Origin of the sequence: Fodinibius salinus, from assembly GCF_008124865.1 — a bacterium.
GTDB lineage: Bacteria > Bacteroidota > Rhodothermia > Balneolales > Balneolaceae > Fodinibius > Fodinibius salinus.
In genome coordinates this window covers 519173-542916 of the sequence record NZ_VNHY01000001.1, presented here as the reverse complement: position 1 = coordinate 542916, position 23744 = coordinate 519173, and the positions used below count along the sequence as shown (strand labels likewise).

Genomic DNA, 23744 nt, shown 5'->3' with positions numbered 1-23744 from the left:
TTAGCAAGTATTCTATTTCTCAATAAGCTCTTCATCAACTCCAACCGCAGGACGTCCCACACTGATATACGTAATCCCTGCCTTGGCCGCTCGTTCCAGGTTATACAGGTTGCGTCCGTCAAAGATCACCGGCTGCTTCATATGGTCTTGGAAGCGGTCGACGGTCGGCCGGCGAAACTCGTTCCACTCGGTACAAATCACGAGCGCATCTATGTCGTCCAGGGCTTCCTGCTGGTTGTGGACAAAGGTGGTATTGTCGAGGACAACCTGGCTGGTCGCTTCCTTAAAGGTACCAATAGCTTCCGGATCATAGGCTAGGAGCTTGGCCCCTCGGCCTACCAGCTCTTCGGCAATATACAGCGCCGGAGCCTCGCGGATGTCATCGGTCTCGGGCTTGAAGCTCAACCCCCACATCCCAAAGGTCTTGCCGCTGAAGTCATCGGTGCCGTAGTACCGCTCCATTTTGCGGACAATGGAGGTCTTCTGGCTGTTGTTCACGCTCATCACCGCATCCACAATCTTAAAATCGTAGCCATGCTCGCCGGCTGTATGGTGGATCGCCTGGACGTCCTTGGGGAAACAGCTGCCTCCGTAGCCGATGCCGGCAAACAAAAAGCGCTTGCCGATGCGGGAGTCGGTACCGATCCCCCGGCGGATGTTGTCTACGTTGCCGCCCACCCGCTCGCAGATGTTGGCGATTTCGTTCATAAAGGTAATCTTGGTGGCCAGCATCGCATTGGCAGCATATTTGGTCAGCTCGGCGCTGCGGCGATCCATGGTAATAATGGGATTCCCCGAGCGTACAAACGGCTCGTACAGGGTAGTCATGGTCTCGGCCGCCCGGTCGCTGTCGGTGCCAACAACGACGCGTTCGGGCTTCATAAAGTCTTCCACGGCCGCCCCCTCGCGGAGGAACTCGGGGTTGGAGACCACAGCAAAGCGGTCGCTGCTCGCTTTCTCGGCAATGGCCTCTTCGAGGCGGTCGCCGGTGCCGACCGGCACGGTCGACTTGTTGACAACCACAGTATACCCCTCGAGGAGCGGACCTATCTGTCCGGCCACGCTCATGACCGCCGAGAGGTCGGCCTGCCCGTCGCCGCCGGGCGGGGTCGGCAAGCACAAGAACACGATATCGGCCTCTCCTACCGCCTGCTGGATCTCCGTGGTAAAGCGGAGCCGTCCCTCGCGGATGCTGCGGGCGAAGATCGGCTCCAGGCCCGGCTCGTAAATGGGGATCTGCCCGTCGCGCAACTGGGCCACCTTGTCTTCATCAATATCAACACACGTTACATCATTGCCGGAATCGGCGAAGCAAGTGCCACTGACCAGCCCCACATATCCGGTGCCTATAACCGCTATATCCATTTAGTTATCGTTCAATTTTTTTGATTTCTAACTTCAGTTCTCCGGCTGGTACTTCAACGTCTACTACGTCCCCTATTTCCTGGCCTAAAATAGCCTGACCAATAGGCGATTCAACCGAAATCTTATTTTCTTTAAAGTCCGCTTCATCTTTAGACACAAGGGTATATTTAACCTCTTTATCTACATTATGATTATAAATCGTAATTGTAGAAAGCAGGTAGGCTTTGTCTGTATTGACATCTTCCTCATCAAGAATACGAGCGTTGGCCAAGGCATTTTCAAGCTCAGCAATACGTTTTTCTAGCATGCCTTGCGCCTCTTTCGCCGCATCATATTCGGCATTTTCACTTAAATCTCCCTTGGCACGAGCCTCAGCAATCTCTTCAGCGATTTCTCGGCGTCCGCGGCCCTTGAGATCTTCAAGCTCCTCCTCCAATTCTTCAAATCCTTCACGGGATAAATAATTCTTTTCCACGACGATCAGGGTTTTATTCGAAATATATTTCCATCCACAAAAAGTAAATGCCAGCTAACAGCTGACATTTAATTCATTTTCATGCCTAATAAAATACCATGATTAACACTCTTATACCAAATCTAAATTTGGTACTTTATGGCCCTTATTCTGTAAATATACATTGAGTTAAGCGTATAGTATAGAACTAAACCCATACCGCCATAAGTTTACCGACCTCGTTCAGGGCAACTGAATGAATTTTTGAATTATAAAAAGCTCATTATGGAAAAACTAAGCACGAAAGAAATCCTTGAACAAAATCTTGAACGCGATACACCGGGAGCTATGGATTCAGCCAAAATTTGGCTGCATAACGTCCGCAGCATGCATAATGTAGGCGCTGCTTTTCGCAGTGCTGATGCTTTCGGCATTGATAGTATTTTACTGTCCGGTTTTAGTCCTACTCCACCCCGACCGGAAATTTCGAAGACGGCTATCGGAGCTGAAAAACATATGGAATGGACATATATCAAGGACCTTGCCTCAAAAGTTGGCGCACTCAAAAATGAAGGATATAAACTTTTGGCACTCGAACAAACCACCGAAAGCATACTTCTTCCTGATTATCAACTGCCCAATGATCAAAAAATATGTCTTGTCTTTGGCAATGAAGTCACTGGTGTAGATGAAGAACTGCTCTCCCATATTGATGATTTTATAGAAATACCGCAGTATGGACACAAACACTCGCTGAATGTATCGGTAACAGTAGGTGTAGCGTTATACGCTTTCTTGGAAAAATACTGGTAATATTGGCCAATGTGGATAGATCTTTTTATATCCTTTGCAAACTTTGCACAATACTATTTGGATCTAATATATATCTCTTACTCCTCTTGATTATTATGAATATGAAAAAATCTGCTATTCTAATCGCTATTATTCTCTTCCTGTCAAGCTGCCAAACTCTTGAAGAACTAGCCGATGTCCAAAAACCTCGGTTGTCTGTTGATGACGTCCGTGTTACCGGCTTCAATTTTAATGAAATTGAGCTTACCTATAATATTAAGATTGATAACCCCAATCCTGTTTCTTTACAAATGGTAGGCTATGATTACAATCTGGATATCAACGGCAATTCCTTTATTCAGGGAGATCAGCAAGAAGGAATAAATATTGAAGCTTCCGGAGTAAGCATGTTTGAGGTGCCGATAACAGTAAACTTCAATGAACTATATCGTTCTATTAAGGGACTAGCACAAAAGGATGAATCATCATACCGCTTTATAAGTCACTTGGCATTCGATATGCCGACACTGGGGCGAACAGAGATCCCGGTCGGAAAGCAAGGGTCTATTCCGATGCTAAAACTTCCCAAATTAAGTGTAGAGAATATAGCTGTTAACAGCCTAAGTCTCAGCGGCGCCGATATTGGTCTAAAACTACAAATTGATAATCCCAATGGTTTTGGGATGAATGTGGATGTCCTACAATATGATTTTGCAGTCAACGGCAGCCAATGGGCTTCAGGAGATGCGCTTGCAAATACTCAAATTCGACAAAATGGGATTACCGAACTTAATATCCCCATTTCATTGGATATCGGGCAAATTGGGAGGTCGGCTTACCGTGTTATCTCCGGGGATCAATCACTGAATTACAAATTGGACGGTAATCTAAAATTTAAGGCTCTCCACTCACTTCTGGGTAACTCAAATTTGGGGATCAATAAGTCCGGCCAAATTCCAATTAGCAGATAATCGGAAAAGCTGCCCGAGAGGAATCCTAGTGTACTTTCGGATTCGTTTTTGGGTAACAAAAAAATGAATGGTTAATTTCTTCTCGAGCAAATCAATGTCTTATAAAAACCTCAATTAAAATATCGATAAGGACGATGCCGGTAGTATTTAGGTGCAGAATCGAATCGTACATGCAACCATGCCACACCCCCACCCGCGGTATTTAGCCAAATCGGCTGATCGGATAACTCTGCTTCAGTTACCTGCCCTACTCGCTGCCACAACGTTTTCTGCTGTTCCAGAGGTGCTTGTTCGGTAAAAACACCAATATGTGAATAGTTTTTCTCTGGATGGGTCGGAGCAGGAGCTATCAGCTTAGCATCACCTCCAAGATTATCAAATATTGATACCTGATCATCCTCACCAAAGTACTGTGCAAAAGGCCCTACATCCGGCGCTAAGTCTATGCCGGGACTATTAGTGACTACGAATTGAAACGGCTGTTCGGTAGTAGCCTTGGTTACCGGTGGTGTCTCCCAGTGGTAGGCATCAAACGGCACATTGGACAACAATTCGATAAAGAAAGATCGAAAATCATTATCACTTTGCAGTAAATCTATAAATTGCCTAAAACTAACCCTCTTATCTTTATAGTTTATATGATATTTTATGGATCTATCCTCAGCTAGTATTTTATCCTGGAATTTAAACATTATCAATTATAGCGCTTTCATTTCAAAAATAATCCGTTCCAATTTAAGTTAATACTTTCAATTCGGTTACTTTTCCCGCACTTCCACGAATTCGGCCGGTATAACTTTTGTTTAAGCCTGTAACTTAGACCAAGGAAAACTAGTTTCTGGTATTCTCTTGATCTCAACCTAACTCTTTTACGAGTCATAAAATTGTGATCACAGAGGGTGCTAATAACTATGTGCCTGATATTACTTTAACATTACATCAAATAATAAATTTTATTATTTTGGAAGAAACAAGAGAGAAAAGCTTTAGGTTTAACAGTTAAAGGACATGTAAATGAAGAATATCACAAAAGTTGATGATGAAAACCTTCGCGGCTATTGGGTACGTATCCAGCGCGACCATCGCAAGGTGAGCAAGCGGTTCCGCCGCCGTAACTATGACAGCTGGGAAGAGGCTAAACAAGCTGCTATTGAATTTCGTGATGAGTGGTTGGCCGATTGGAAACAAACGGCACGAAATCCCGACGAAAAAATCCAATATAAAAACAGTGTTACCGGCGAACTCGGTATCCATAGAACAACCAACAATGGAAGGGTATCATTGGGTATCAGTTATAAAGACAAAGAAGGCAACCAGAAAATCAAGACGTTTCATGTTGGCAAACCCGACTCTGAAGGTTATGAAGAAAAGTACGAGAAGGTTATGGAGAAGGCTAAGAAGTTTCGTGACGAAGTTAATATAAAACGTTTTGGAGTGCGATGGGTTAACTACAAAAAACGCAAGGCGAAGCAGCGTGCCAACGAAGAAGAATAACGAACAACAGTGATGACTGTCTAAAGAATAACCGTGATAGGTTAACTGCTGGTCATTGGAGTAAGTCTTATTTGCCTCATAAATTTTACATTTAGCATTTCAGCACCTGCCCTGTCAACTACTCACCAAACTTGCCTATTTTCCAACTGAATTGTGATTTTAAGCTTTATACTCTTATTTTTACTCTTATCCAAAATTTCCACTAAAAGTAAAACATGTCCAACCGCACGCTTGTTACTTCTGCACTACCTTACGCCAACGGCCCCATTCACTTAGGCCATTTAGCAGGCGCCTATTTGCCCGCTGATCTTTATGTCCGTTACAAACGACTGACTGACGAAGATATCATCCATATTTGTGGATCAGATGAACACGGCGTTCCCATTACTATTGCCGCCGAAAAGGAAGGGATCTCTCCACAGAATATTGTAGATAAGTTTCACAACCGTAACAAGCAGATATTCCAAGACTTCGGCATTCATTTTGATTACTACGGACGTACGAGTTCGGAAGTTCATCACAAGACATCACAAGAGTTTTTTATGAAACTTTATGAAAATGATGTCTTCGTGCAGAAAACCGAGGAACAGCTCTACGATCCCGAAGCTGAGATGTTTTTGCCCGACCGTTATGTACAAGGCACTTGTCCTAATTGTGAGTATGATGAAGCCTATGGCGACCAGTGTGAAAGTTGCGGGAAGTCACTTTCCCCTACCGATCTGATCGATCCCAAAAGTGCCATCACTGGCGATACGCCCGAGACCAGAGAAACTACTCACTGGTACCTGCCGCTGGGCGATTTTCAGGAAGATTTGGAACAATGGCTAGATAGCCGAAGAAACTGGAAGCCGAACGTAAAAGGACAAGTTAAAAGCTGGCTCGACGACGGACTGGCTGACCGTGCTGTTACGCGCGACCTCAGCTGGGGCGTACCCGTCCCTCTCGACGATGCTGACGGAAAAGTAATGTATGTTTGGTTTGATGCTCCCATAGGATATATCTCCGCTACCAAAGAATGGGCTGAAGAACAAGGCGACCCCGAGCGGTGGAAAGCATACTGGCAGGACGAAGAGACCGACCTTATACATTTTATAGGTAAAGACAATATCGTCTTTCACTGCATTATGTTTCCTGCTACGCTGATGGCTCACGGTAATTATACTCTGCCTAAGAATGTGCCAGCCAATGAATTTCTAAATCTAGAGGGCAAGAAGCTTTCTACTTCTCGTGGCTGGGCTGTCTGGCTGGAAGAGTATCTCAAAGATTTTGATCCCGACCTGTTGCGGTATGTGCTGGGTACTATCCTGCCCGAAACTAAAGATTCAGACTTTTCGTGGGAGGATTTTCAGAGTAAGGTAAACAGTGAACTGGCAGATATCCTCGGTAATTTTGTCTATCGCACCACCTCTTTCACCGAAAACTATTTTGACAGCAAGGTACCCCAGTTGAATAGTCCCACCAAAAAGGACCGCAAGACGCTGGCCAAAATTGAGCTGCAAAAACAGAAGATCAGCGATGCCTATGAGTCTTTTAATATGCGTAAAGCTATTACTGAGACGATGAACTTGGCACGCATCGGGAATAAGTATTTTACGGAGATGGAACCGTGGCATACCCGGAAGGACGACCGCGAAACTTGTGCTAATACACTACATGTTTGCCTGCAGATTACAGCAGCACTCAGCGTACTGTTCGATCCTATTCTTCCGAATAAGATGGCAGAACTGCGCGATGAGCTGAATATTGATAAAAAATTGCGATGGGCTCATATCTCGGGTCCTATTCTTTCCAGCGGTGCCCCCATTACCAAAGGGACGATCCTTTTTGAAAAAATTGAGGATGAAGAAGTAGAAAGGCAGCTTGAAAAGCTAAAGAAGCGAACCAGAGAAAACGAAAAAGAAATAGACTATCAACCATTGAAAGAGAACATGGAATTCGATGATTTTATGAAAATGGACCTTCGGGCGGGTGAAATCATTGAAGCTTCAGCCATCGAAAAAGCAGATAAGTTACTTAAACTTAAAGTGGATCTTGGTTTCGAAGAACGCACCATTGTTTCGGGCATATCCAATGATTTTAATCCTGAGGAAATCGTAGGCCAAAAGGTATGTGTGGTGGCAAATCTGGCGCCTAAAAAGCTAATGGGCGTCGAAAGTAACGGCATGATTCTGATGGGCGAAGAATCCGATGGTACCCTAAAGTTTGTTGGAACCGATGCTGCTCCCGGCAGTCCTATAACATAATATTCTTTTTAGTCAACATGATTGATCTATGTCCTTTACATACATCCCGTTGTAGGATTTAAAAATTCAGGGCACACAATTCCACTGAGGTTGGGTAGGTACTCTATATCGGTTCAACCCATAATGAAATCCTGAGAGTACAAAAAATTACAAGGATACACGTCTCAGCAGGAGTTTTTCGCTTTCACAATTCTTGGGGTTATTTGTTTGGCCTTTTTTAGCCCAAACAAAAAAAGACCATAGATGTTAATCCATAATTTATCTATTATCGATTTTTCAAAAATTTGATTTGTAAGTCATCTTCTTGCATTACATTTTAAGGCAAAATTATTTGAAGACAGTGTAATACACAAAATCAAAAAAACGGTGAACAACATTGGCTCAAACAGATACGACAGATCGGGGTAATTGGAATTCGAGAATAGGCTTCGTACTGGCAGCTGCAGGCTCTGCTGTTGGACTTGGAAATATCTGGCGATTTCCAACTGAGGTAGCCTCTAATGGTGGAGGAGCTTTTCTGCTTATCTATCTTATTTGCTGCTTTGCAATCGGGTTTCCCGTTATGGTTGCAGAATTGAGTATAGGGCGTAAGACAGAACGCAATCCTGTTGGGGCCTTCAAAGCATTAAGCTCCAACAAATTTTATCCGCTTATTGGTTTCTGGGGAGTACTCTGTGGGGTCATGATCCTCTCTTTCTATACCGTTGTTGCCGGCTGGACCTTCAGCTATGTTTTTGAAGAGATATTCTTTTTTGCAGGTCTAGATAGCTGGGCCACTTATTTTGCTGAGGTTTCAAATGGCGTCAAAAATGGGATCTTTTCAACCATATTTATGGGTGCCACGGTATCTATCATTCTGGGCGGTGTAAGTGATGGTATTGAACGTGCAACCAAATTTATGATGCCTGTACTTATCGGCATTTTGATGATTATGATAGGATACGTTGCTTTTCAACCGGGAGCTGCTACCGGCTTTGCAGAATACCTAAAACCCGATTTTTCTCAAATTTCTGCGCCCCTGATCTTTAGTGCTATGGGACAAGCTTTCTTTTCCCTTTCTTTGGGAATGGGAGCTCTTATCACCTATGGGTCCTACCTAAGTAAAAAAGAGAATGTCCCTGAAGCAGCTGCTTTTGTTACCCTAGCCGACGTCGGTATTGCATTCTTAGCCGGACTACTAATTATGCCGGCAATGTATATGGCCGAATCCTTTGGCGTCAACATTTTCAGTGAGTCCGGAGAACTATTAGCCAGTTCTGACCTTATTTTCCAAGTACTACCTGCACTCTTCCATAGTTTAAACACTACGGCTGGTATTATCTTCGGTGTTAGCTTTTTCTTGTTGCTTTCTATGGCGGCTTTAACCTCTACCATTTCGTTACTTGAAGTACCTACCTCTTATGTTATTGATGAATACAACGTTAAGCGTAAAAAAGCTGCTATAACAATTGGAGCTGGCATATTGATTATTTCACTTATTATCTCATTTGATATCTCATTAATAGGATCAATAGACTTTATTTTTAGTAAAGTTGGGCTTCCACTCGGGGGGTTCCTTATTTGTTATTTTCTTGGGTATGTATGGACCGTTAAAAATGCCCTTGAAGAACTTGAACATGGTTATCCAGGTCTGGACAGCTCAATCTTTAAAGCAGTATGGCCAATTTTCATTAAATTTCTAGCACCTCTCGCAATTTTATATAACCTGTTAGAAGCAATAGGGTTTATATCGTACATTGAACAACTATTTTAGTGCTTGTTATCCTTCATCCGACATGGTATTTTTGTCTCACTGAATTTGAAGAATAATTAGAACTAGATATGGGAAAAGTTTCGACCTCGAATTTCCGAACCGGGATGGTGATAGAAGTAGAAAACGACCTCTACTCTATTGTTGATTACCAACACGTAAAACCCGGTAAGGGTGGTGCCTTTTTACGTACCAAACTTAAAGGCGTAGTGAACGAAAAAAATATTGAGAAGAAATTTCGCTCGGGCGAAGATGTCATTGAAGTCCGCGTAGAACACCAACCCTATCAGTTTTTATACCGTGAGGGGAATTTGTACTACTTTATGCACCAGGAAACCTATGAGCAATTTCCAGTGGAAGAAGAGCGTATCAACAAAGCCGAATTTATTGCTGAAGGGCAAGTTTGCACCGTTGTTATTGACGTAGATAATGACAAGGTACTGTACGCTCATCCACCTGATCAGTTAGTAGCTAAAGTGGCTGACACTCGTCCCGGTATTAAAGGTGATACCGCTCAAGGCGGCGATAAGCCCGCAACCCTTGAATCGGGAGCCACCATTCAAGTGCCCCTTTTTATCGACAAGGGCGAAGAAATTAAGGTAGATACCCGTACTTCAGAATATATCGAACGCGTAACATCAAATTAATTTTATATCATGGATTTAGATGTCATTGAAAATCTTCTGGATCTCATTGCCGAAAGTGAAGTCAATGAAGTGTCCATTGAAGAAGGAGAATTCAAAATTAAAGTAAAAAAGAAACCCGATATTAAAGAGTCTTCGGCTCCGGCTGTCCCTATGCAGTATCAGATGCCAGCCCAACAGCCGCAGCAGGCTCAGCCGCAACCGGCAGCTGCTCCACAACAACAGCAGCAGGACTCCGGTTCGGAATCTGATGATTCTGATGACGGCGGTGATGTATCCGGTGACGTCATTAAATCACCTATTGTAGGTACCTTCTACCGGGCACCGTCGCCTGATGATGATGCCTTCGTACAAGTTGGCGACAATGTTGAAAGTGGAGAAACAGTCTGCATTGTTGAGGCTATGAAGATTATGAATGAAATTGAGTCGGAGTATTCCGGAGAAATTAAAAAGATTCTTGTTGATAACGCTGAACCGGTTGAATACGATCAACCCCTATTTATCATCGGGTAAATCACCAGATATCCATGTTTAACAAAATTCTTATCGCCAACCGTGGCGAAATTGCTCTTCGAATCATTCGTACATGCAAAGAAATGGGGATTAATACGGTAGCCGTATACTCTACGGCCGACGAAAATAGTCTCCACGTAAAATTTGCCGACGAAGCTGTCTGTATTGGCCCTGCACCAAGCAAAGACAGTTATCTCAAAATCCCTAACTTGTTAGCTGCTGCAGAGGTTACTAATGCGGAGGCTATACATCCCGGCTACGGATTTTTGTCGGAAAAAGCCGAATTTTCGCGTATCTGCTCCGAGCATGATATTAAATTTATTGGCCCCTCGGCCGATAGTATTGCTCGGATGGGAAATAAAACCATGGCCAAAGAAACCATGATTGATAGTGGTGTTCCTGTGGTACCAGGCAGTGATGGTGTTGTTGAAAGCTATGAAGAAGCACGGGAAATCTGTGATGATATTGGATATCCCGTAATTGTTAAAGCTTCCTCGGGCGGCGGCGGACGCGGAATGCGTATCGTCGAAGAAGAAGAAAATCTGCAGAAATCATTTAGCATGTGCAAAACGGAGGCAGAGACAGCCTTTGATGATCCCGATGTATATATCGAGAAATTTGTAGAGGATCCCCATCATGTGGAAATCCAGGTTCTGGGAGATCAGCACGGCAATGTTATTCACCTTGGTGAGCGTGATTGCTCACTGCAACGTCGCCATCAAAAAATTCTGGAAGAATCCCCCTCTCCCCTTATGACACCAGAACTACGTGAAGAAATGGGGCAAGCAGCTATAGATGCTGCTGAATCTGTTGATTATGAAGGGGCCGGCACCGTAGAATTTCTCGTCGATAAAGACAAGAACTTCTACTTTATGGAAATGAATACCCGCATACAAGTAGAGCACCCGGTTACAGAAGAAATTACTGATTATGATCTGGTAGCTGAACAAATTAAAGTGGCTGACGGCCAAAAGCTGGAAGAGAAAGAGTTTAAGATGCGCGGTCATGCCATAGAATGCCGTATTAACGCTGAAGATCCTGCCCATAATTTTCGTCCATCTGCAGGCGAAATAAAGGTGTTTAATCTTCCCGGTGGGCACAGTGTTCGGATTGACACCCATGCTTACTCAGGATACCGCATTCCTCCGCATTACGACTCCATGATTGGTAAGCTGATTGTCAGTGCTCCTACTCGTGAAGAGGCTATAAAGCGAATGAAACGTTCGCTTGAGGAGTTTATCGTCGAGGGTGTTACTACTACTATTCCTTACCATATACAACTAATGGAAGATGAAAACTTTCAGAACGGAACCTTTAATACCAAATATCTAGAAAAGTTCAATTTTAATCCCGAATAACACTGTCTATCAGTTATGAGTAATCCTACTGACTTAAAATATACCAAAGAACACGAATGGATCAGAGATAATGAAGATGGCACAGCTACAGTGGGTGTTACCGATTTCGCCCAGGGTGAGCTTGGCGATATCGTGTTTGTAGAAATAGAACCCGAAGGTTTTGAATTTGATCAGGATGAGGTGTTTGGTACGGTAGAAGCAGTAAAAACGGTTTCTGACCTATATGCACCCATTTCCGGCGAAATTGTAGCGATCAATGAAGAGCTAGAGATGGAGCCGGAGCTTGTCAATGATGATCCCTATGGGGATGGTTGGATGGCCAAAATTTCGATTGATGATGCCTCTCAACTTGACGATTTAATGTCTTCGGACGAATACGAAGAAATCATAGCTTAAACCAACAGTCGGGCATCCAAAACGGGTGCCTTTTTCTTTTAGAATCTACTATTCTCATGCAACACCGACCGGATAACTGGGTTTTGATTCTCGATTACGGTTCGCAATACACTCAACTTATTGCTCGCCGCATTCGGGAACAAAATGTATATTGCGAAATCCATCCATGTAATACGAACCTGCAAAATATTGCCGACCATCCACCAAAAGGCATTATCCTCTCAGGCGGTCCCAGCAGCGTAAATGACGAAGACGCCCCTGCCCTCAACAGATCTATATTTGATTGGGAGGTTCCAATCTTAGGAATCTGCTATGGACTACAACTTTTGGCACATGATGAAATTCCGGGCAGTGTAGAAAAAGCTGACCGCCGCGAGTTTGGCCGCTCTGAGCTTATCATTGATGATGACAGCGGACTTTTCAAAAATCTTCCGCAAGAATCTGTCGTATGGATGAGTCATGCAGATCATATCAAAGAACTTTCCGATAACTATAAAGTAATTGGCCATACCGACAATGCCCGGGTGGCAGCTGTTCGGCACACCGATAAAGATATCTACGGCGTACAGTTTCATCCCGAAGTGGTACATACTGTTAACGGGAAACAGATCTTGACAAACTTTATATCTGATATATGTGAGCTTGAAGGCAGCTGGACCGCCCAATCCTTTATTGAATCCACCGTGCAGGAAATTCGTCAAAAAGTGGGCAGTGATCGGGTACTTTGTGGACTCAGTGGCGGCGTAGATTCTACTGTAGTTGCAACGCTCATCCACAAAGCTATTGGCGACCAACTACAGTGTATTTTTGTAGATAACGGATTACTGCGTAAAAATGAATTCCAAAAGGTACTCAATGTCTATGAAGATAAGCTTCACCTGCCCGTAAAAGGTATTGATGCCAGTGATAAGTTTCTAAAAAACCTAGCGGGTGTCTTTGATCCGGAAGAAAAAAGAAACATTATTGGCAATACGTTTATTGATGTTTTTGACGACGCCATTGCTCACGATCAATCTTTTAAATATCTCGCGCAAGGTACGCTCTATCCCGATGTCATCGAAAGCGTCTCCTTTAAAGGTCCTTCTGCTACCATCAAATCACATCACAATGTAGGAGGACTTCCAGAAGAGATGAACTTGGATCTTATTGAACCAGTTCGCGAACTTTTCAAGGATGAAGTCCGCAATGTGGGACGCGAACTCGGTATTCCTGATAATTTTATTAACCGACATCCCTTTCCCGGTCCTGGTTTAGGCATTCGTGTTATTTCTGATATTACTGAAGAAAAATTGGAAATGGCACGTGAGGCCGATGATATCTTCATCAGTGAGCTTCGCAAACAAGACCTCTATGATGAAGTTTGGCAAGCACTCGTAGCCTTACTCCCTGTACAAAGTGTAGGTGTTATGGGCGATGAGCGTACCTATGAGTACACGGCAGCACTACGGGCAGTCACCAGCGTAGATGGTATGACAGCCGACTGGGCGCATCTGCCTCATCCCTTTTTGAGTTACGTATCAAACCGGATTATCAATGAGGTGCCGGGCATAAACCGCGTAGTTTATGATGTAAGTTCCAAACCGCCTTCGACTATTGAGTGGGAATAATACAGAACAATTGGCGGTATCTTTAGTTAATATAACTGAACTCTCTTTTCGTAATTCATTATTGGCTCTATGAAACGTTCTATATTCTCTTTTTTGACAGTAAAAGTCATAACACTGCTCGTCTTTTCGCTTTCTTTAGGAGTATCCACTGTACAGGCACAATCTTTTGAAGAAGGATTGTCACTATACCAAAAAGGGGAATACGAGCAATCAGCCCCTATCTTTAGTAATCTAAATACGGACAAAGGGATGCTCTTTGCGGGCAAATCCTATTTTGGAATGGGCAAATATCTGACGTCCAAAACGTATTTAAATCAGCTTACTAAAGACACCAAAAAGGAACTATATCTGGAAGCACAATACCAGCTGGCGCTCGCAGATTTTCAGCTAGGAAATTATGGAACTGCACTTAGCCGACTGCAAAAATTTAATAATGAGCGGCGTAAAACACAGCTGGTAACCGATGCACTGCAATTTTATGAGGATATTCTATCATTTCTAACGATGAACCAGCGAAAGAACGCCTTTCAACAGGTAGAATCCCCACAGATTAAATACGATTTGGCCGCTAGTGCAATCGGCAAGGTTGATTATCCTGTTGCAAAGATACTTTATGATCAACTTGAGGACATAAAAATCGACACTTCCAGCAAAGCTATGCGCGATTTGCAAAAGATTTTGTCTGACTCGGTAAGCTATGCTGTAGAACAAACATTTAGTAATCGCATTAACTCTACCCCGGACGGCATCACCTACAATATCGGCGCGGCCCTGCCCTCCTACAAAAGTGACGCCCGTGAATATCAGGTAGCACAGGGGCTTTACTATGGATTTGTCCTTGCTGCCGAAAAATTCAACCAGCGACATCCTGATAAAAAAGCTTTTATACGGTATCAAAATACAGCAGCCCATAAAGATACGGCTGCCCACAAAATGACCAATATGGCATGGAAATATAATGTTGATGCTGTGCTCGGTCCCCTTTTTTCGGAACCGGCTAAACGAATGGCAGAGTTAGCTGAACAGTATCAAATTCCTATGCTCCCGCCTCTTGCCAATTCAGATTCACTGAGTATCAGTAACCCCTATGTATATCAGGCTAACTCCACTTTTGTATCTCATGGTAAACGGATGGCAAAATATGCGGTGGAGGAGCTAGATATGGATACACTGGCCGTTCTGGCTGAACGAAATTCGCGGGGCGAAGCTTCTTCCTATGCATTTCGAGATGAAGCAGAACGCCGCGGAGCACGCGTTGTTCACTTTTTTGTTGAAGATTTAGCATCAAAAGGCTTTGAACTGACGGAATACACCAAGTATTTCACCACCGACACTGCAAAGATTGACAGTGCACAATATCACCAGCTGGATGGTGTTTATGCTCCTTTCACGGGTCAGGCAGCTTCCTCATTGGGTGAACTGCTGCTGGCCGATCTCCAAGCGATGAATAGCAAATTACCTGTATTGGGCTCCCCAGCATGGGGAAATATGAATATTCCTGAAGAACAACTTGGCAACAGGAAAGTTTATTTTAGTGAAAGCTATTATGTAAATAGTAAAAGCCCTAAGGTTAAGCAATTTCAAGAAACCTTTACTAAACGGTTTGATACCGACCCCAACCGGTTTGCGATGATTGGTTATGATACGGCTACATTCGTTTTAAAAACACTGAATCGAATAGGTAACCCTGCCCAGCTAAAAGATGCATTGCAAAATCAACCCGTGCATAAGGGACTGGCAAACAATATTTCTTTTGATGGTTCCCATGTAAATAAAGAGGTTAAGGTGTTTGTGATTACAAGGGATGGCATTCAGCCGGTTATGAAAGACTAGCTAGTTATTGCGAATTTTGTTGTTCTTTTATCCGGTACTGCTTGCGCAACCAGCGTCGCCAGCGTTCACTTTTTTGCTTGTGCTCCTCGAATGTCTCCGAAAAATCATGCGTACCATCAGGACTAGCAACCATATAGAGATAATCATGTTCTTTCGGGTAGATCGTTGCCTTTATTGCGTTTAAGCTGGGATTTGTAATGGGTCCCGGCGGCAACCCCCGAATCACATAGGTATTATAGGGATGTTCAATCTGATAATCCTCATACAGTAGTCGGCGTCGTTCTCCCAGCGCATAGTTAACCGTTGGGTCTGCCTGCAGGCGCATGCCCCGCTCCAGCCTATTCCAGTAAAGTCCACTGATGGTTGCCTTTTCCTCCTCTGATTTGGCTTCCCACTCTACGATAGATGCTAGCGTGAGTATCTCATTAAGCGAATAATTGAGACTGTCTATTTGCTGCTCATGCTGGGTGACTACTGCTTTGTTAAATTCCCGCAGAATGCGTTGCAATACCTTTTCGGGTGAAGAGGTCCAAAAAAGCGAATATGTATTGGGATATAATCGTCCAATCAGCTCCTTCTCATTTAAGTTATGCCTGGCTAAAACAACACTATCAGTAAATGTATGATGAAATGCCAGCGAATCAGGTTGGAGTGCTTCTGCCAGCTTATCAATAATTTGTCCCATCGATTTTCCGGGTAAAACGGTCACTGATACCGGATCCTGAATACCTCTGCCCAACTTTGATAAAAATTCCTGATACGTAAACCCGCGATCTACTAAATAATGTCCTTTCTGAAACGTCTTCCACCCCATTAAATCAGCTGCCCATCTTAGTTCGCCCTGATCATTGATCAGTCCCGAATCGGCCAGCGTCTGGCTCAGTGTTTTGAAATCTGTTTGAGAATCCAAATATAAATGTACCGGCGAATCAGTATGTATGGCATAGCTATTTTGTAGTCGCGACCAGCGCAATTCGGCAATCAAGAAAGCCGACAGAAAAAAAAGAAGTATCCCGAAAATAAGCTCATTACTTGTAAAAAGGGAATTAGATTGGCTACTCACAATAAGTTATTCAGTTATCGACGTTGTAATTTGGCCAGCAGGCGCAATAGCTCCAGATACAGCCAAACAAGGGTAATCATAAGTCCAAAAGAGGTGTACCACTCAAAGTATTTGGGGGCATTAGCCTCAGCGCCCTGCTCGATCATGTCAAAATCCAACACTAAGTTAAGGGCTGCTACTCCAACAATAATCAGGCTAAAGCCAATGCCCATAAATCCATTGCCATGGATTAAACTCACATTAACGCCAAAAAAACTCAGGATGAAGCTGGCAAAATAAACTAATGCAATACCGCCTGTCGCTGCAACGACCCCCATACGAAAACGCTTTGTGACTTCAATAAGCCCTGAACGATAGGCTGTTAGCATTGCAGCAAATACTCCCAACGTTAGCAACACTGCGTTAAAAACAATACCTCCGTATGCCTGGGCATAAGTTACAGATACTGCTCCCAAGAATAATCCTTCGAGACCGGCATACAGTGGAGCAGTAAAGGGCGACCATTCTTTTTTAAAGATAGTAATCATAGCCACTATAAAACCACCAATCGCCCCACCTATCATCAACAATTGGGAAGGAGCATACCAGCTTATAGAAGCTCCCAACAACAAAATTAAAAAGAGAGCTACTGTCTTGTTAATTGTACCGGCTACGGTCATTCTCTGTTCAGCAGACCCGGTAGTTGTCCCTTGTTTAAATGTTTCTTCTGTCAGTGTTGGATTTCCTGAAACCATAATATTCGTTCAATTGAAATTTGCAGATCAATATACCGTCTTAGCAATAGGATTAACAACATTCAGGCAAAAAAATTTCTCTTAATTTAGTGTAACATTGCAGCTTTTAAGACGTAGTAATAAGTGGAAGAGCAACAATTTGGATGCTTATCTTAGCTCCAAATGCCCTAAAAAGCTCTCAACCTTGACCGGTTGAGAGCTTTTCTTATGAGTAATATAGGCTCAGACTCTTTTAGACTAATAAGAACCAGAGATCATTTCAGAAGGTAGGATTAAACCGAAACCATAGAACTGGCGCGCGATCGGGTTGATTCAAATCCCACGCCACTTCGCACCGAATAAAGTTGGTTCCTGCCCCGATTCCGGCATTGTGTCTTAAATCAGCAATTGTAAAATTGTGAAGCTCCGCAAAAGGATTTGCAGCATTGGTCAAGCCACTTTCGTAATTAACCCAGCCGGAATCGAGGAATAAGCTCAGATACAGATCATCAAAATCAATCCATTTTGAACGATTCGGCGTTGGTTTACCAAATAGTAGTTCCACATTGCTCAGCAACATTTGATTACCATCGCCCATTGATTTATACGGCAGTGCTCTGAGTGTACCTATCCCTCCCAAATAAAGACGTTTTAAATGTGGGGCATCACCTGTTATGGATGAATACCGAAGTCGATATTTGAAGATGGTACCCCGATTAAAATTGATATGTGAAGTAAACTGACCAGTATATTTGGCATAATTAAAATCTGAAACACCCAGTTTGGAATTACTAAATTCTGCCAGACCATGGGCAGAAAGTGAAAAATTATTACCTAACAGTAATTCCTTTGGATTAAACGTTCCCGAAAACGTCAGCGAGGCTATATTTACCGTATCAATGGACCCAGTTGTACTTTTTGCTACTGCAGGATTTATCCGGTAGCGGTTACCAGCACCGAATAGCGCCCAGTCTGTCTGACGTTGCAAACTCTTATATTGATCATCACTAAAAGCAATGCCACCTTCCAAATAGCGATCGGTGCGTACTACCAAATAACCGCCCCATCCTGTTTGCTTATAGTAGTCAAGGTAGTCATAGCCGGCACTAAAAGCAGTTAGAGTCGTTTCATTAAGCCCTACCCGCCATTCATCATCGGTAGCTGTCGCGTTGTGATATTCGCCGCCGATCATAATATGCTTTTTACGCCCAAACAGCTTTTCTAGTCCCAAACTATACTGCCACTCTTTTTGCCCCACCGAATAGCCAATGAGTCCATGCATTTGTACCGACGGAATACCAAGCCAACTATTCGAGTTGTACCACTGCATACGGTCTTTGCGGTATCCCAAGAACAGCGAGTTTACGCGGTTAAAGTGGAACATCGGCAAATTCGGATACACTGAATATAAAGCTGACGATCCGTATGGACCTGCATTAAAGAATCCCTTGTCATCCAATCCATTTTCATTAAGATGATTAAAGAACACCCGAGGTTCATAATCTAAAAACCTGTCATCATTGGCATAAGCGGTAGAATCGGAATCCCAAAAAGATGAAACGGTTTTAGAAAAAAACGGATCATTTTTAAAAGGATCCTGATTTGTCGAATCCGCATCTGTTTGTGCAGCTGCCAAGCCATAACATCCAATCCAAAAACAGAGAAGTGCTATAAATCTTACCATTTTTTCATAGTGATATTATTTGATTTAGTTACAATACGCTATACGCAAATAAATGAACAAGGGTTACACCCTATCAGTTTATATTCTGTTATATCAAATTAATAGTAATTTATAGGCAACCCTGCACCCTAAAATACTGTATTGGTAAATAAAGGTTGGCGACAGACAATCAATTTTTTTATTGATACTATAAATACGCCTTTTGATGGAGGAAATTATTAAGGGCTGTTGCAATCGACAGCGTAAAAGTCAGAAAAAGCTTTATCAGATGTTCTATGCTTATGGCATGAGCATTACGCTGCGGTATGCCGAATCACGTGATGAGGCAGCAGAAATCCTAAATGATGCCTTTATGAAAGTGTTTTCCAACATCAAAGAATATGACACCAACCAGCCTTTTAAACCTTGGCTGCGCAGAATTGTGATTAATACAGCAATTAATCATTACCACAAAACAAAAAAACACCGCGAAATGGAAGTACTTGATCTTTCAGAAAATGGTCTCCGTAAAGACGAACAAGTGCTGAGCGGCATCGCCTATGATGAAATTATCGAGATGATTCAACATTTATCGCCTGCTTATCGTACGGTTTTTAACCTACATGTAATTGAAGGATTCAAGCACAAAGAAATTGCTGATATGCTCGACATTGCTGAGGGAACTTCAAAATCAAACCTTTCCAAAGCAAAACAAAATCTGCAGGCGATACTAGAAAAAAATATGACCTAGTCCACTATTATGTCTGAAGAAAACTACAATGACCCTCTAAAACAGCTTTTTCAACAAAAAGCTGGGGACTACAACATCTCTTACCGAGAAGAAGACTGGAATGCCCTGGCTGACCGTCTTGATGCTGCCGATCGTAAAAGAGCTGCGCGCAAAAAACGCTGGCTTGCTGCCGCTGTAGCTCTAATTGTGTTTTCAACCTTGGGCTACTTCACTTATCAGAATTACAAACAGAATAATTCGCTCAATGAACAGCTCGATCAATCGGAAGAAATTACTGAATCGCCCACAGAGTTACCTATTGATGACGGCCCTACTTCTGATAAAAAAGAAAATTCAAATACCACCACTTCCGACAACGACACTCCACAACTAGAATTAGAAAACGATCAACCAAGCAATAGTTCTCAAAATCTGACAACAGCTGACAAACCAGAAAACTCATCTAAAACAAAATCCGAAGAATCAGCCATTGCTAATTCTTCGGGCCTTTTCCAAACCTCGACCGACCGCTTAACAGTGTCACAATTCAAGTGCAAAAATTGTGATCTGGCAAAATTAGACACCTTACATTCGGTAAATCAAGCAACCATATCCCCTGTTAGTTCTTCTTCGGAAACCGTGCTTTTGGCTTCAAATGCAGCTGGCAATCATTTTACTAGCACACAAGCCGTTTCAGCACAATCAGAAATTCCAAAAGCATCAATAAGCCTAGTCCTCGGACCTGATCTCAGCACAGTGGGATCAACATCTAACTTTCACGGTTTAGGTTCTAAATTTGGTATCACAGCCAGTTATAATATCAATAAAAAGTTCGCTATCTCTATCGGTGCTATACGATCTAACGTACGGTATAAAACTAATAGCCGGCAATACTCCTTTGGTTCTCAGAATTATGGCAGTTCAAATATTCGGGCTTCCCAAACCACGGCTCAATGTATTCTCATTGACATTCCCCTGAAAGTCACCTATCGCTTTATGAATTTTGATGATTCCAGGCTTTTTGCCAGCGCAGGGATTTCATCCTACATTATGCTTAACGAAAAATACCAGTTTACTTACCAGTCCAACCAAACAGGATATTCCCAGCAATGGCAAGGGAATACGGGAACTGCCCATCTTTTTAGCAACGCCAGTTTATCGGTAGGATATGAGCTGGATATAAGTCGTAATTTTAGCCTGCGTGCTGAGCCATTTCTTAACATTCCGCTGAAAGAAGTAGGCCGTGCCAATGTTAATCTCTACTCTGTTGGTAGTCTTATATCACTTAATTACCATTTTTATTAGCTGAAACGATTCCCATGAAACAAATAACTGCTGATGATTTCCATCCGAATATTTTAATGTCAATCTAAATACCAGATGATATGAGTATCGAAACAAGAAGGTCGTTGGCTTCAACTAACAATAAATTTCTACGATTAACCAGCTGGTTCCCTGTTTTTATTTGTGCTTTGGGATTAGTCTTAGGCTCCTGCAGTAGTAGCAGTACAGGATCTGACAGCAGTGGAAATGGCGGTGGAAACGAAAATCCCATTGGAACTGAACCTACTTTTACTAATGTACAGCAAATTTTTCAGCAAAGCTGTAGCGGCAGCAATTGTCACATAAACCAGCGAACGAACAATGTTCGGCTGGACACTTATCAAAATGTGATAGAAAGCCGGGGAACAGAGTATGGAAAAGATATCATTCAACCCGGCAATGCCGAAGGGAGTCCACTCGTGGACAAAATTGAGCCTAATCCCGACATTCCACCCCGAATGCCTCAAGGTGGTAATTTTTTGTCGGATGAACGCATTGATCAAATACGAACGTGGATTGATAATGGTGCGAAAAATAACTAGACATAACTGAAATACCAGTCGATACTATGAGTATAAAGCATCGCCATATTACTTTAATATTTTTAATAGCAATAGGAATTCTGTTTCTCCCAATTGCTTCGGAGGCGCAGTCCTTTAAAACCGAATCAGGACATGTTGAATTTGAATCCTCAGTACCCCTCCACTCTTTTACAGGTACTTCAAATAAATTAGTAGGACGCATTAGTCTAGCTGATTCTACCGTTGATTTTTATCTGGATCTTCACACCCTTGATACCGGCATAGACAAGCGCGATAACGATATGCTTGAAACACTAAATGCTAAAAAATATCCTTTTGCCGAATTTTATGGCAAGTTAATCTCCGACTTTAATCCCGATACTACAAGCCAACAACAAGTAACAGTAAAAGGGAAATTTACTCTTCATAACGTATCTAAAAAAGTTTCTATTGATGGTACTTTCCAAAAATCAGCCGAGGGATTAACTGTTAAGGCTTCATGGATAATTAATATGAAAGATTACAATATTCGTCCTCCGGGTATCCTTTTTTATAGAGTAAGTGAAGAAATTAATATTTCAATAAACGCACTGTTGCCAAAAGAAAACTAAACTACCATGAAGAAAATTGTTAAAATTGGATCTCTCATACTTCTTTTCACTCTTTCCAGCCTTTGTGTTCAAGCTCAAATGGAACGAGAAAAAGCCACCATTGTTGAGCCGGTAACTACCTTTAGTACACCCGGCCTTATGGCCCAAGGCACAACACGACAGCTGGCAGCCGGAAATCTAAATGTAACCATTATGCACAGTTTCGGTATTGCTACCCGCAATACCGTTCGTAACTTTTTCGGTTTTGACAATGTCCAAAACGTACGATTGGGAATGGACGTTGGTCTAACAGACCGCTGGTCCGTAGGTATTGGTCGATCATCGCAATTCAATGTCGTAGATCTGCGAAGCAAACTGGCACTTTTGCAACAAAAAACGGACGGGTCGATGCCTCTGAGTCTTTCCCTGAAGGGGGATTTAGGTGTTATAACACAAGAAAATAACCGGCCTATTGAAGATGACATCAGCACTATGGTCTCCGCGATATTTGCCCGAAAGGTAAACGATTCCATAAGCCTGCAACTCTCCCCTATCTATGGCTACTTTAGCCGAGCTCCTCAAGGCGGACATAACAACCTATTTTCAGTGGGCCTGGGATCTGAAATCCGGCTATCTAACCGCTACTCCCTCATAGTAGAGTATTTTCCAGTAATTGGTAACAAAAATAATGGAACCCAAAATGCATTTACGCTTGGACTTAATATTGAAACCGGTGGACATGTATTCCAGCTCTTTTTCACCTCTACCGAATGGCACTTAGAACAATACGTACTTGCCAGTAATAGCGAACAATTTTGGGCCGGTGATTTTCGATTTGGCTTTAATGTGAACCGTATCTTCGACCTTTGGTAACCCTTTGAAACGCGCTATTTTATTAACGTTACAGCCTCTTGTGCTACATCGCGGTTATATTCAAAGGCCAAACTCTTGTAGTTGATTAAATCTACGATAGTACCAATAAAACATAATCCGCCGGTAAACAGATAGAGAATACCCATTCCAATTTGTCCAAGAAGAAAACGATGTACACCGGCAACAGCCACAAATCCTACCAGTGTCGTTAATAAAACAATCTGTGGCTCTTTACGGCGGGCACGATATACCCGAGTAAATTTTTGCGCTTTATCTTCATCCATTGATTCCATCAGCTTTGATATATAAGCTGCTTCGTCTCCCTCTAACTCAGGTAGATAATCTATCATTTGGGCCATAGTACTATATCTTTATTGTTTTATTAGCAATTAACTTTTGATGTAATAAATAACCAATTCGTCCAACTAAAATAACTATAGCTGGGCCACCTAAAGCATTAGAATTAAATGACTTATAGAATTCACCTTCAAAAATAAAAGCAATAGCATGTCCTAATCCATCACCGGGACAAAATTTTATTCCAAGCTGGTCAAAAAGACAAAGACTGGGGCCATTTGCCGCTTCTGGATCCATCAGAACTAATAACAGCAGGCCCATTGAAAAAGCAGCAATTTCGAAATAATTTTTAAAAAGATAATGTATTTTTTTGCTCAACATATATGTTTGATACGATTCCAACCACTGATTGTTGCAATCAAAAAAATAATAAGAAAAAATAATTTATGGGATGCAAGGTGGAATTTGCCAATAGCTGTTGATGTTAAAAAACTTGTCCATAAAATGAACCACACCATAGTAGCTAACACTAATTTTAATATAAAAACCCC

The 23744-nt window shown here is 42.6% G+C and carries 24 protein-coding genes; 16 read left to right on the top strand and 8 right to left on the bottom strand.

All coding sequences use genetic code 11. The annotated features are described in order from the left end of the window. Positions 1 to 12: 12 nt before the first annotated feature. Both LX73_RS02415 and greA read right to left on the bottom strand, forming a co-directional pair. The gene (locus tag LX73_RS02415; protein ID WP_148897874.1) at positions 13 to 1365 is read right to left on the bottom strand and encodes a UDP-glucose dehydrogenase family protein; all 1353 of its coding nucleotides are present in this window, start codon (positions 1363 to 1365) and stop codon (positions 13 to 15) included. Positions 1366 to 1369: 4 nt separating this feature from the next. Further along, the gene (gene greA / locus LX73_RS02410) at positions 1370 to 1840 is read right to left on the bottom strand and encodes a transcription elongation factor GreA (RefSeq protein ID WP_148897873.1); all 471 of its coding nucleotides are present in this window, start codon (positions 1838 to 1840) and stop codon (positions 1370 to 1372) included. A gap of 264 nt (positions 1841 to 2104) precedes the next feature. Here greA and LX73_RS02405 point away from each other — a divergent pair, with 264 nt between their 5' ends. Together LX73_RS02405 and LX73_RS02400 are read left to right on the top strand one after the other, a co-directional pair. Beyond that, positions 2105 to 2632, top strand: coding sequence for an RNA methyltransferase (locus LX73_RS02405; RefSeq protein ID WP_148897872.1), 528 nt, complete (start codon positions 2105 to 2107; stop codon positions 2630 to 2632). Positions 2633 to 2733: 101 nt separating this feature from the next. After that, the gene (locus LX73_RS02400) at positions 2734 to 3582 is read left to right on the top strand and encodes an LEA/WHy family protein (RefSeq protein ID WP_170245556.1); all 849 of its coding nucleotides are present in this window, start codon (positions 2734 to 2736) and stop codon (positions 3580 to 3582) included. A 110-nt stretch (positions 3583 to 3692) separates the two neighbouring features. Here LX73_RS02400 and LX73_RS02395 read toward each other — a convergent pair whose 3' ends face one another. Beyond that, entirely contained in the window at positions 3693 to 4274 is a 582-nt protein-coding gene (locus tag LX73_RS02395) for a DUF6940 family protein (RefSeq protein WP_148897870.1), read from the bottom strand. Positions 4275 to 4596: 322 nt separating this feature from the next. Here LX73_RS02395 and LX73_RS02390 point away from each other — a divergent pair, with 322 nt between their 5' ends. The 9 genes from LX73_RS02390 (at position 4597) to LX73_RS02350 (ending at position 15420) form a co-directional block, all read left to right on the top strand. After that, complete coding sequence (locus tag LX73_RS02390; protein ID WP_148897869.1) at positions 4597 to 5076, top strand: hypothetical protein; 480 nt, start codon at positions 4597 to 4599, stop codon at positions 5074 to 5076. A 215-nt stretch (positions 5077 to 5291) separates the two neighbouring features. After that, on the top strand, positions 5292 to 7319 hold the full coding sequence (gene metG / locus LX73_RS02385; RefSeq protein ID WP_148897868.1) for a methionine--tRNA ligase: 2028 nt from the start codon (positions 5292 to 5294) through the stop codon (positions 7317 to 7319). Positions 7320 to 7695: 376 nt separating this feature from the next. Further along, positions 7696 to 9072, top strand: a complete 1377-nt coding sequence (locus tag LX73_RS02380; protein WP_148897867.1) for a sodium-dependent transporter — start codon at positions 7696 to 7698, stop codon at positions 9070 to 9072. A gap of 68 nt (positions 9073 to 9140) precedes the next feature. Next, on the top strand, positions 9141 to 9716 hold the full coding sequence (gene efp / locus LX73_RS02375; RefSeq protein ID WP_148897866.1) for an elongation factor P: 576 nt from the start codon (positions 9141 to 9143) through the stop codon (positions 9714 to 9716). Positions 9717 to 9725: 9 nt separating this feature from the next. Continuing rightward, the gene (accB, locus tag LX73_RS02370; RefSeq protein WP_148897865.1) at positions 9726 to 10226 is read left to right on the top strand and encodes an acetyl-CoA carboxylase biotin carboxyl carrier protein; all 501 of its coding nucleotides are present in this window, start codon (positions 9726 to 9728) and stop codon (positions 10224 to 10226) included. Between the two features lie 14 nt (positions 10227 to 10240). After that, entirely contained in the window at positions 10241 to 11584 is a 1344-nt protein-coding gene (gene accC / locus LX73_RS02365) for an acetyl-CoA carboxylase biotin carboxylase subunit (RefSeq protein ID WP_148897864.1), read from the top strand. A 15-nt stretch (positions 11585 to 11599) separates the two neighbouring features. Next, positions 11600 to 11980: a glycine cleavage system protein GcvH gene (gene gcvH / locus LX73_RS02360; protein WP_148897863.1), complete on the top strand. Its 381-nt coding sequence runs from the start codon at positions 11600 to 11602 to the stop codon at positions 11978 to 11980. Positions 11981 to 12036: 56 nt separating this feature from the next. After that, positions 12037 to 13587: a glutamine-hydrolyzing GMP synthase gene (guaA, locus tag LX73_RS02355; RefSeq protein WP_148897862.1), complete on the top strand. Its 1551-nt coding sequence runs from the start codon at positions 12037 to 12039 to the stop codon at positions 13585 to 13587. Between the two features lie 69 nt (positions 13588 to 13656). Next, the gene (locus tag LX73_RS02350) at positions 13657 to 15420 is read left to right on the top strand and encodes an ABC transporter substrate-binding protein (protein ID WP_148897861.1); all 1764 of its coding nucleotides are present in this window, start codon (positions 13657 to 13659) and stop codon (positions 15418 to 15420) included. 4 nt (positions 15421 to 15424) lie between these two features. Here the strand turns inward: LX73_RS02350 and mltG are convergent, their stop codons facing one another. From mltG to LX73_RS02335, 3 genes are all read right to left on the bottom strand, one after another. After that, complete coding sequence (gene mltG / locus LX73_RS02345) at positions 15425 to 16483, bottom strand: endolytic transglycosylase MltG (RefSeq protein WP_148897860.1); 1059 nt, start codon at positions 16481 to 16483, stop codon at positions 15425 to 15427. A 14-nt stretch (positions 16484 to 16497) separates the two neighbouring features. Then, entirely contained in the window at positions 16498 to 17217 is a 720-nt protein-coding gene (locus LX73_RS02340; RefSeq protein WP_148897859.1) for a Bax inhibitor-1/YccA family protein, read from the bottom strand. A 259-nt stretch (positions 17218 to 17476) separates the two neighbouring features. After that, a complete protein-coding gene (locus tag LX73_RS02335) occupies positions 17477 to 18880 on the bottom strand; it encodes a BamA/TamA family outer membrane protein (RefSeq protein WP_148897858.1) in 1404 nt (467 codons plus the stop codon). 205 nt (positions 18881 to 19085) lie between these two features. On the opposite strand from LX73_RS02335, the gene LX73_RS02330 reads away from it, so the two are divergent. From LX73_RS02330 to LX73_RS02310, 5 genes are all read left to right on the top strand, one after another. Next, positions 19086 to 19610, top strand: coding sequence for an RNA polymerase sigma factor (locus LX73_RS02330; RefSeq protein WP_148897857.1), 525 nt, complete (start codon positions 19086 to 19088; stop codon positions 19608 to 19610). A gap of 9 nt (positions 19611 to 19619) precedes the next feature. Beyond that, the gene (locus tag LX73_RS02325) at positions 19620 to 20894 is read left to right on the top strand and encodes an outer membrane beta-barrel protein (RefSeq protein WP_148897856.1); all 1275 of its coding nucleotides are present in this window, start codon (positions 19620 to 19622) and stop codon (positions 20892 to 20894) included. A gap of 80 nt (positions 20895 to 20974) precedes the next feature. Further along, positions 20975 to 21454, top strand: a complete 480-nt coding sequence (locus LX73_RS02320) for a hypothetical protein (RefSeq protein ID WP_148897855.1) — start codon at positions 20975 to 20977, stop codon at positions 21452 to 21454. A gap of 26 nt (positions 21455 to 21480) precedes the next feature. Beyond that, on the top strand, positions 21481 to 22044 hold the full coding sequence (locus tag LX73_RS02315) for a YceI family protein (RefSeq protein ID WP_148897854.1): 564 nt from the start codon (positions 21481 to 21483) through the stop codon (positions 22042 to 22044). A 6-nt stretch (positions 22045 to 22050) separates the two neighbouring features. After that, the gene (locus tag LX73_RS02310; RefSeq protein WP_148897853.1) at positions 22051 to 22896 is read left to right on the top strand and encodes a DUF5777 family beta-barrel protein; all 846 of its coding nucleotides are present in this window, start codon (positions 22051 to 22053) and stop codon (positions 22894 to 22896) included. 14 nt (positions 22897 to 22910) lie between these two features. Here LX73_RS02310 and LX73_RS02305 read toward each other — a convergent pair whose 3' ends face one another. Together LX73_RS02305 and LX73_RS02300 are read right to left on the bottom strand one after the other, a co-directional pair. Further along, positions 22911 to 23255, bottom strand: a complete 345-nt coding sequence (locus tag LX73_RS02305) for a TM2 domain-containing protein (protein ID WP_148897852.1) — start codon at positions 23253 to 23255, stop codon at positions 22911 to 22913. Positions 23256 to 23259: 4 nt separating this feature from the next. Next, the gene (locus LX73_RS02300) at positions 23260 to 23574 is read right to left on the bottom strand and encodes a DUF2752 domain-containing protein (RefSeq protein ID WP_148897851.1); all 315 of its coding nucleotides are present in this window, start codon (positions 23572 to 23574) and stop codon (positions 23260 to 23262) included. Between the last annotated feature and the right edge of the window lie 170 nt (positions 23575 to 23744).

Bases quoted from the DNA above. Each gene is read 5' to 3' on its own strand.
- LX73_RS02415 (WP_148897874.1), bottom strand. From the start codon at position 1,365: ATGGATATAGCGGTTATAGGCACCGGATATGTGGGGCTGGTCAGTGGC.
- LX73_RS02405 (WP_148897872.1), top strand. From the start codon at position 2,105: ATGGAAAAACTAAGCACGAAAGAAATCCTTGAACAAAATCTTGAACGC.
- LX73_RS02400 (WP_170245556.1), top strand. From the start codon at position 2,734: ATGAAAAAATCTGCTATTCTAATCGCTATTATTCTCTTCCTGTCAAGC.
- LX73_RS02395 (WP_148897870.1), bottom strand. From the start codon at position 4,274: ATGTTTAAATTCCAGGATAAAATACTAGCTGAGGATAGATCCATAAAA.
- LX73_RS02390 (WP_148897869.1), top strand. From the start codon at position 4,597: ATGAAGAATATCACAAAAGTTGATGATGAAAACCTTCGCGGCTATTGG.
- metG (WP_148897868.1), top strand. From the start codon at position 5,292: ATGTCCAACCGCACGCTTGTTACTTCTGCACTACCTTACGCCAACGGC.
- efp (WP_148897866.1), top strand. From the start codon at position 9,141: ATGGGAAAAGTTTCGACCTCGAATTTCCGAACCGGGATGGTGATAGAA.
- accB (WP_148897865.1), top strand. From the start codon at position 9,726: ATGGATTTAGATGTCATTGAAAATCTTCTGGATCTCATTGCCGAAAGT.
- accC (WP_148897864.1), top strand. From the start codon at position 10,241: ATGTTTAACAAAATTCTTATCGCCAACCGTGGCGAAATTGCTCTTCGA.
- gcvH (WP_148897863.1), top strand. From the start codon at position 11,600: ATGAGTAATCCTACTGACTTAAAATATACCAAAGAACACGAATGGATC.
- guaA (WP_148897862.1), top strand. From the start codon at position 12,037: ATGCAACACCGACCGGATAACTGGGTTTTGATTCTCGATTACGGTTCG.
- LX73_RS02350 (WP_148897861.1), top strand. From the start codon at position 13,657: ATGAAACGTTCTATATTCTCTTTTTTGACAGTAAAAGTCATAACACTG.
- LX73_RS02340 (WP_148897859.1), bottom strand. From the start codon at position 17,217: ATGGTTTCAGGAAATCCAACACTGACAGAAGAAACATTTAAACAAGGG.
- LX73_RS02335 (WP_148897858.1), bottom strand. From the start codon at position 18,880: ATGGTAAGATTTATAGCACTTCTCTGTTTTTGGATTGGATGTTATGGC.
- LX73_RS02330 (WP_148897857.1), top strand. From the start codon at position 19,086: ATGGAGGAAATTATTAAGGGCTGTTGCAATCGACAGCGTAAAAGTCAG.
- LX73_RS02325 (WP_148897856.1), top strand. From the start codon at position 19,620: ATGTCTGAAGAAAACTACAATGACCCTCTAAAACAGCTTTTTCAACAA.
- LX73_RS02320 (WP_148897855.1), top strand. From the start codon at position 20,975: ATGAGTATCGAAACAAGAAGGTCGTTGGCTTCAACTAACAATAAATTT.
- LX73_RS02315 (WP_148897854.1), top strand. From the start codon at position 21,481: ATGAGTATAAAGCATCGCCATATTACTTTAATATTTTTAATAGCAATA.
- LX73_RS02310 (WP_148897853.1), top strand. From the start codon at position 22,051: ATGAAGAAAATTGTTAAAATTGGATCTCTCATACTTCTTTTCACTCTT.
- LX73_RS02305 (WP_148897852.1), bottom strand. From the start codon at position 23,255: ATGGCCCAAATGATAGATTATCTACCTGAGTTAGAGGGAGACGAAGCA.
- LX73_RS02300 (WP_148897851.1), bottom strand. From the start codon at position 23,574: ATGTTGAGCAAAAAAATACATTATCTTTTTAAAAATTATTTCGAAATT.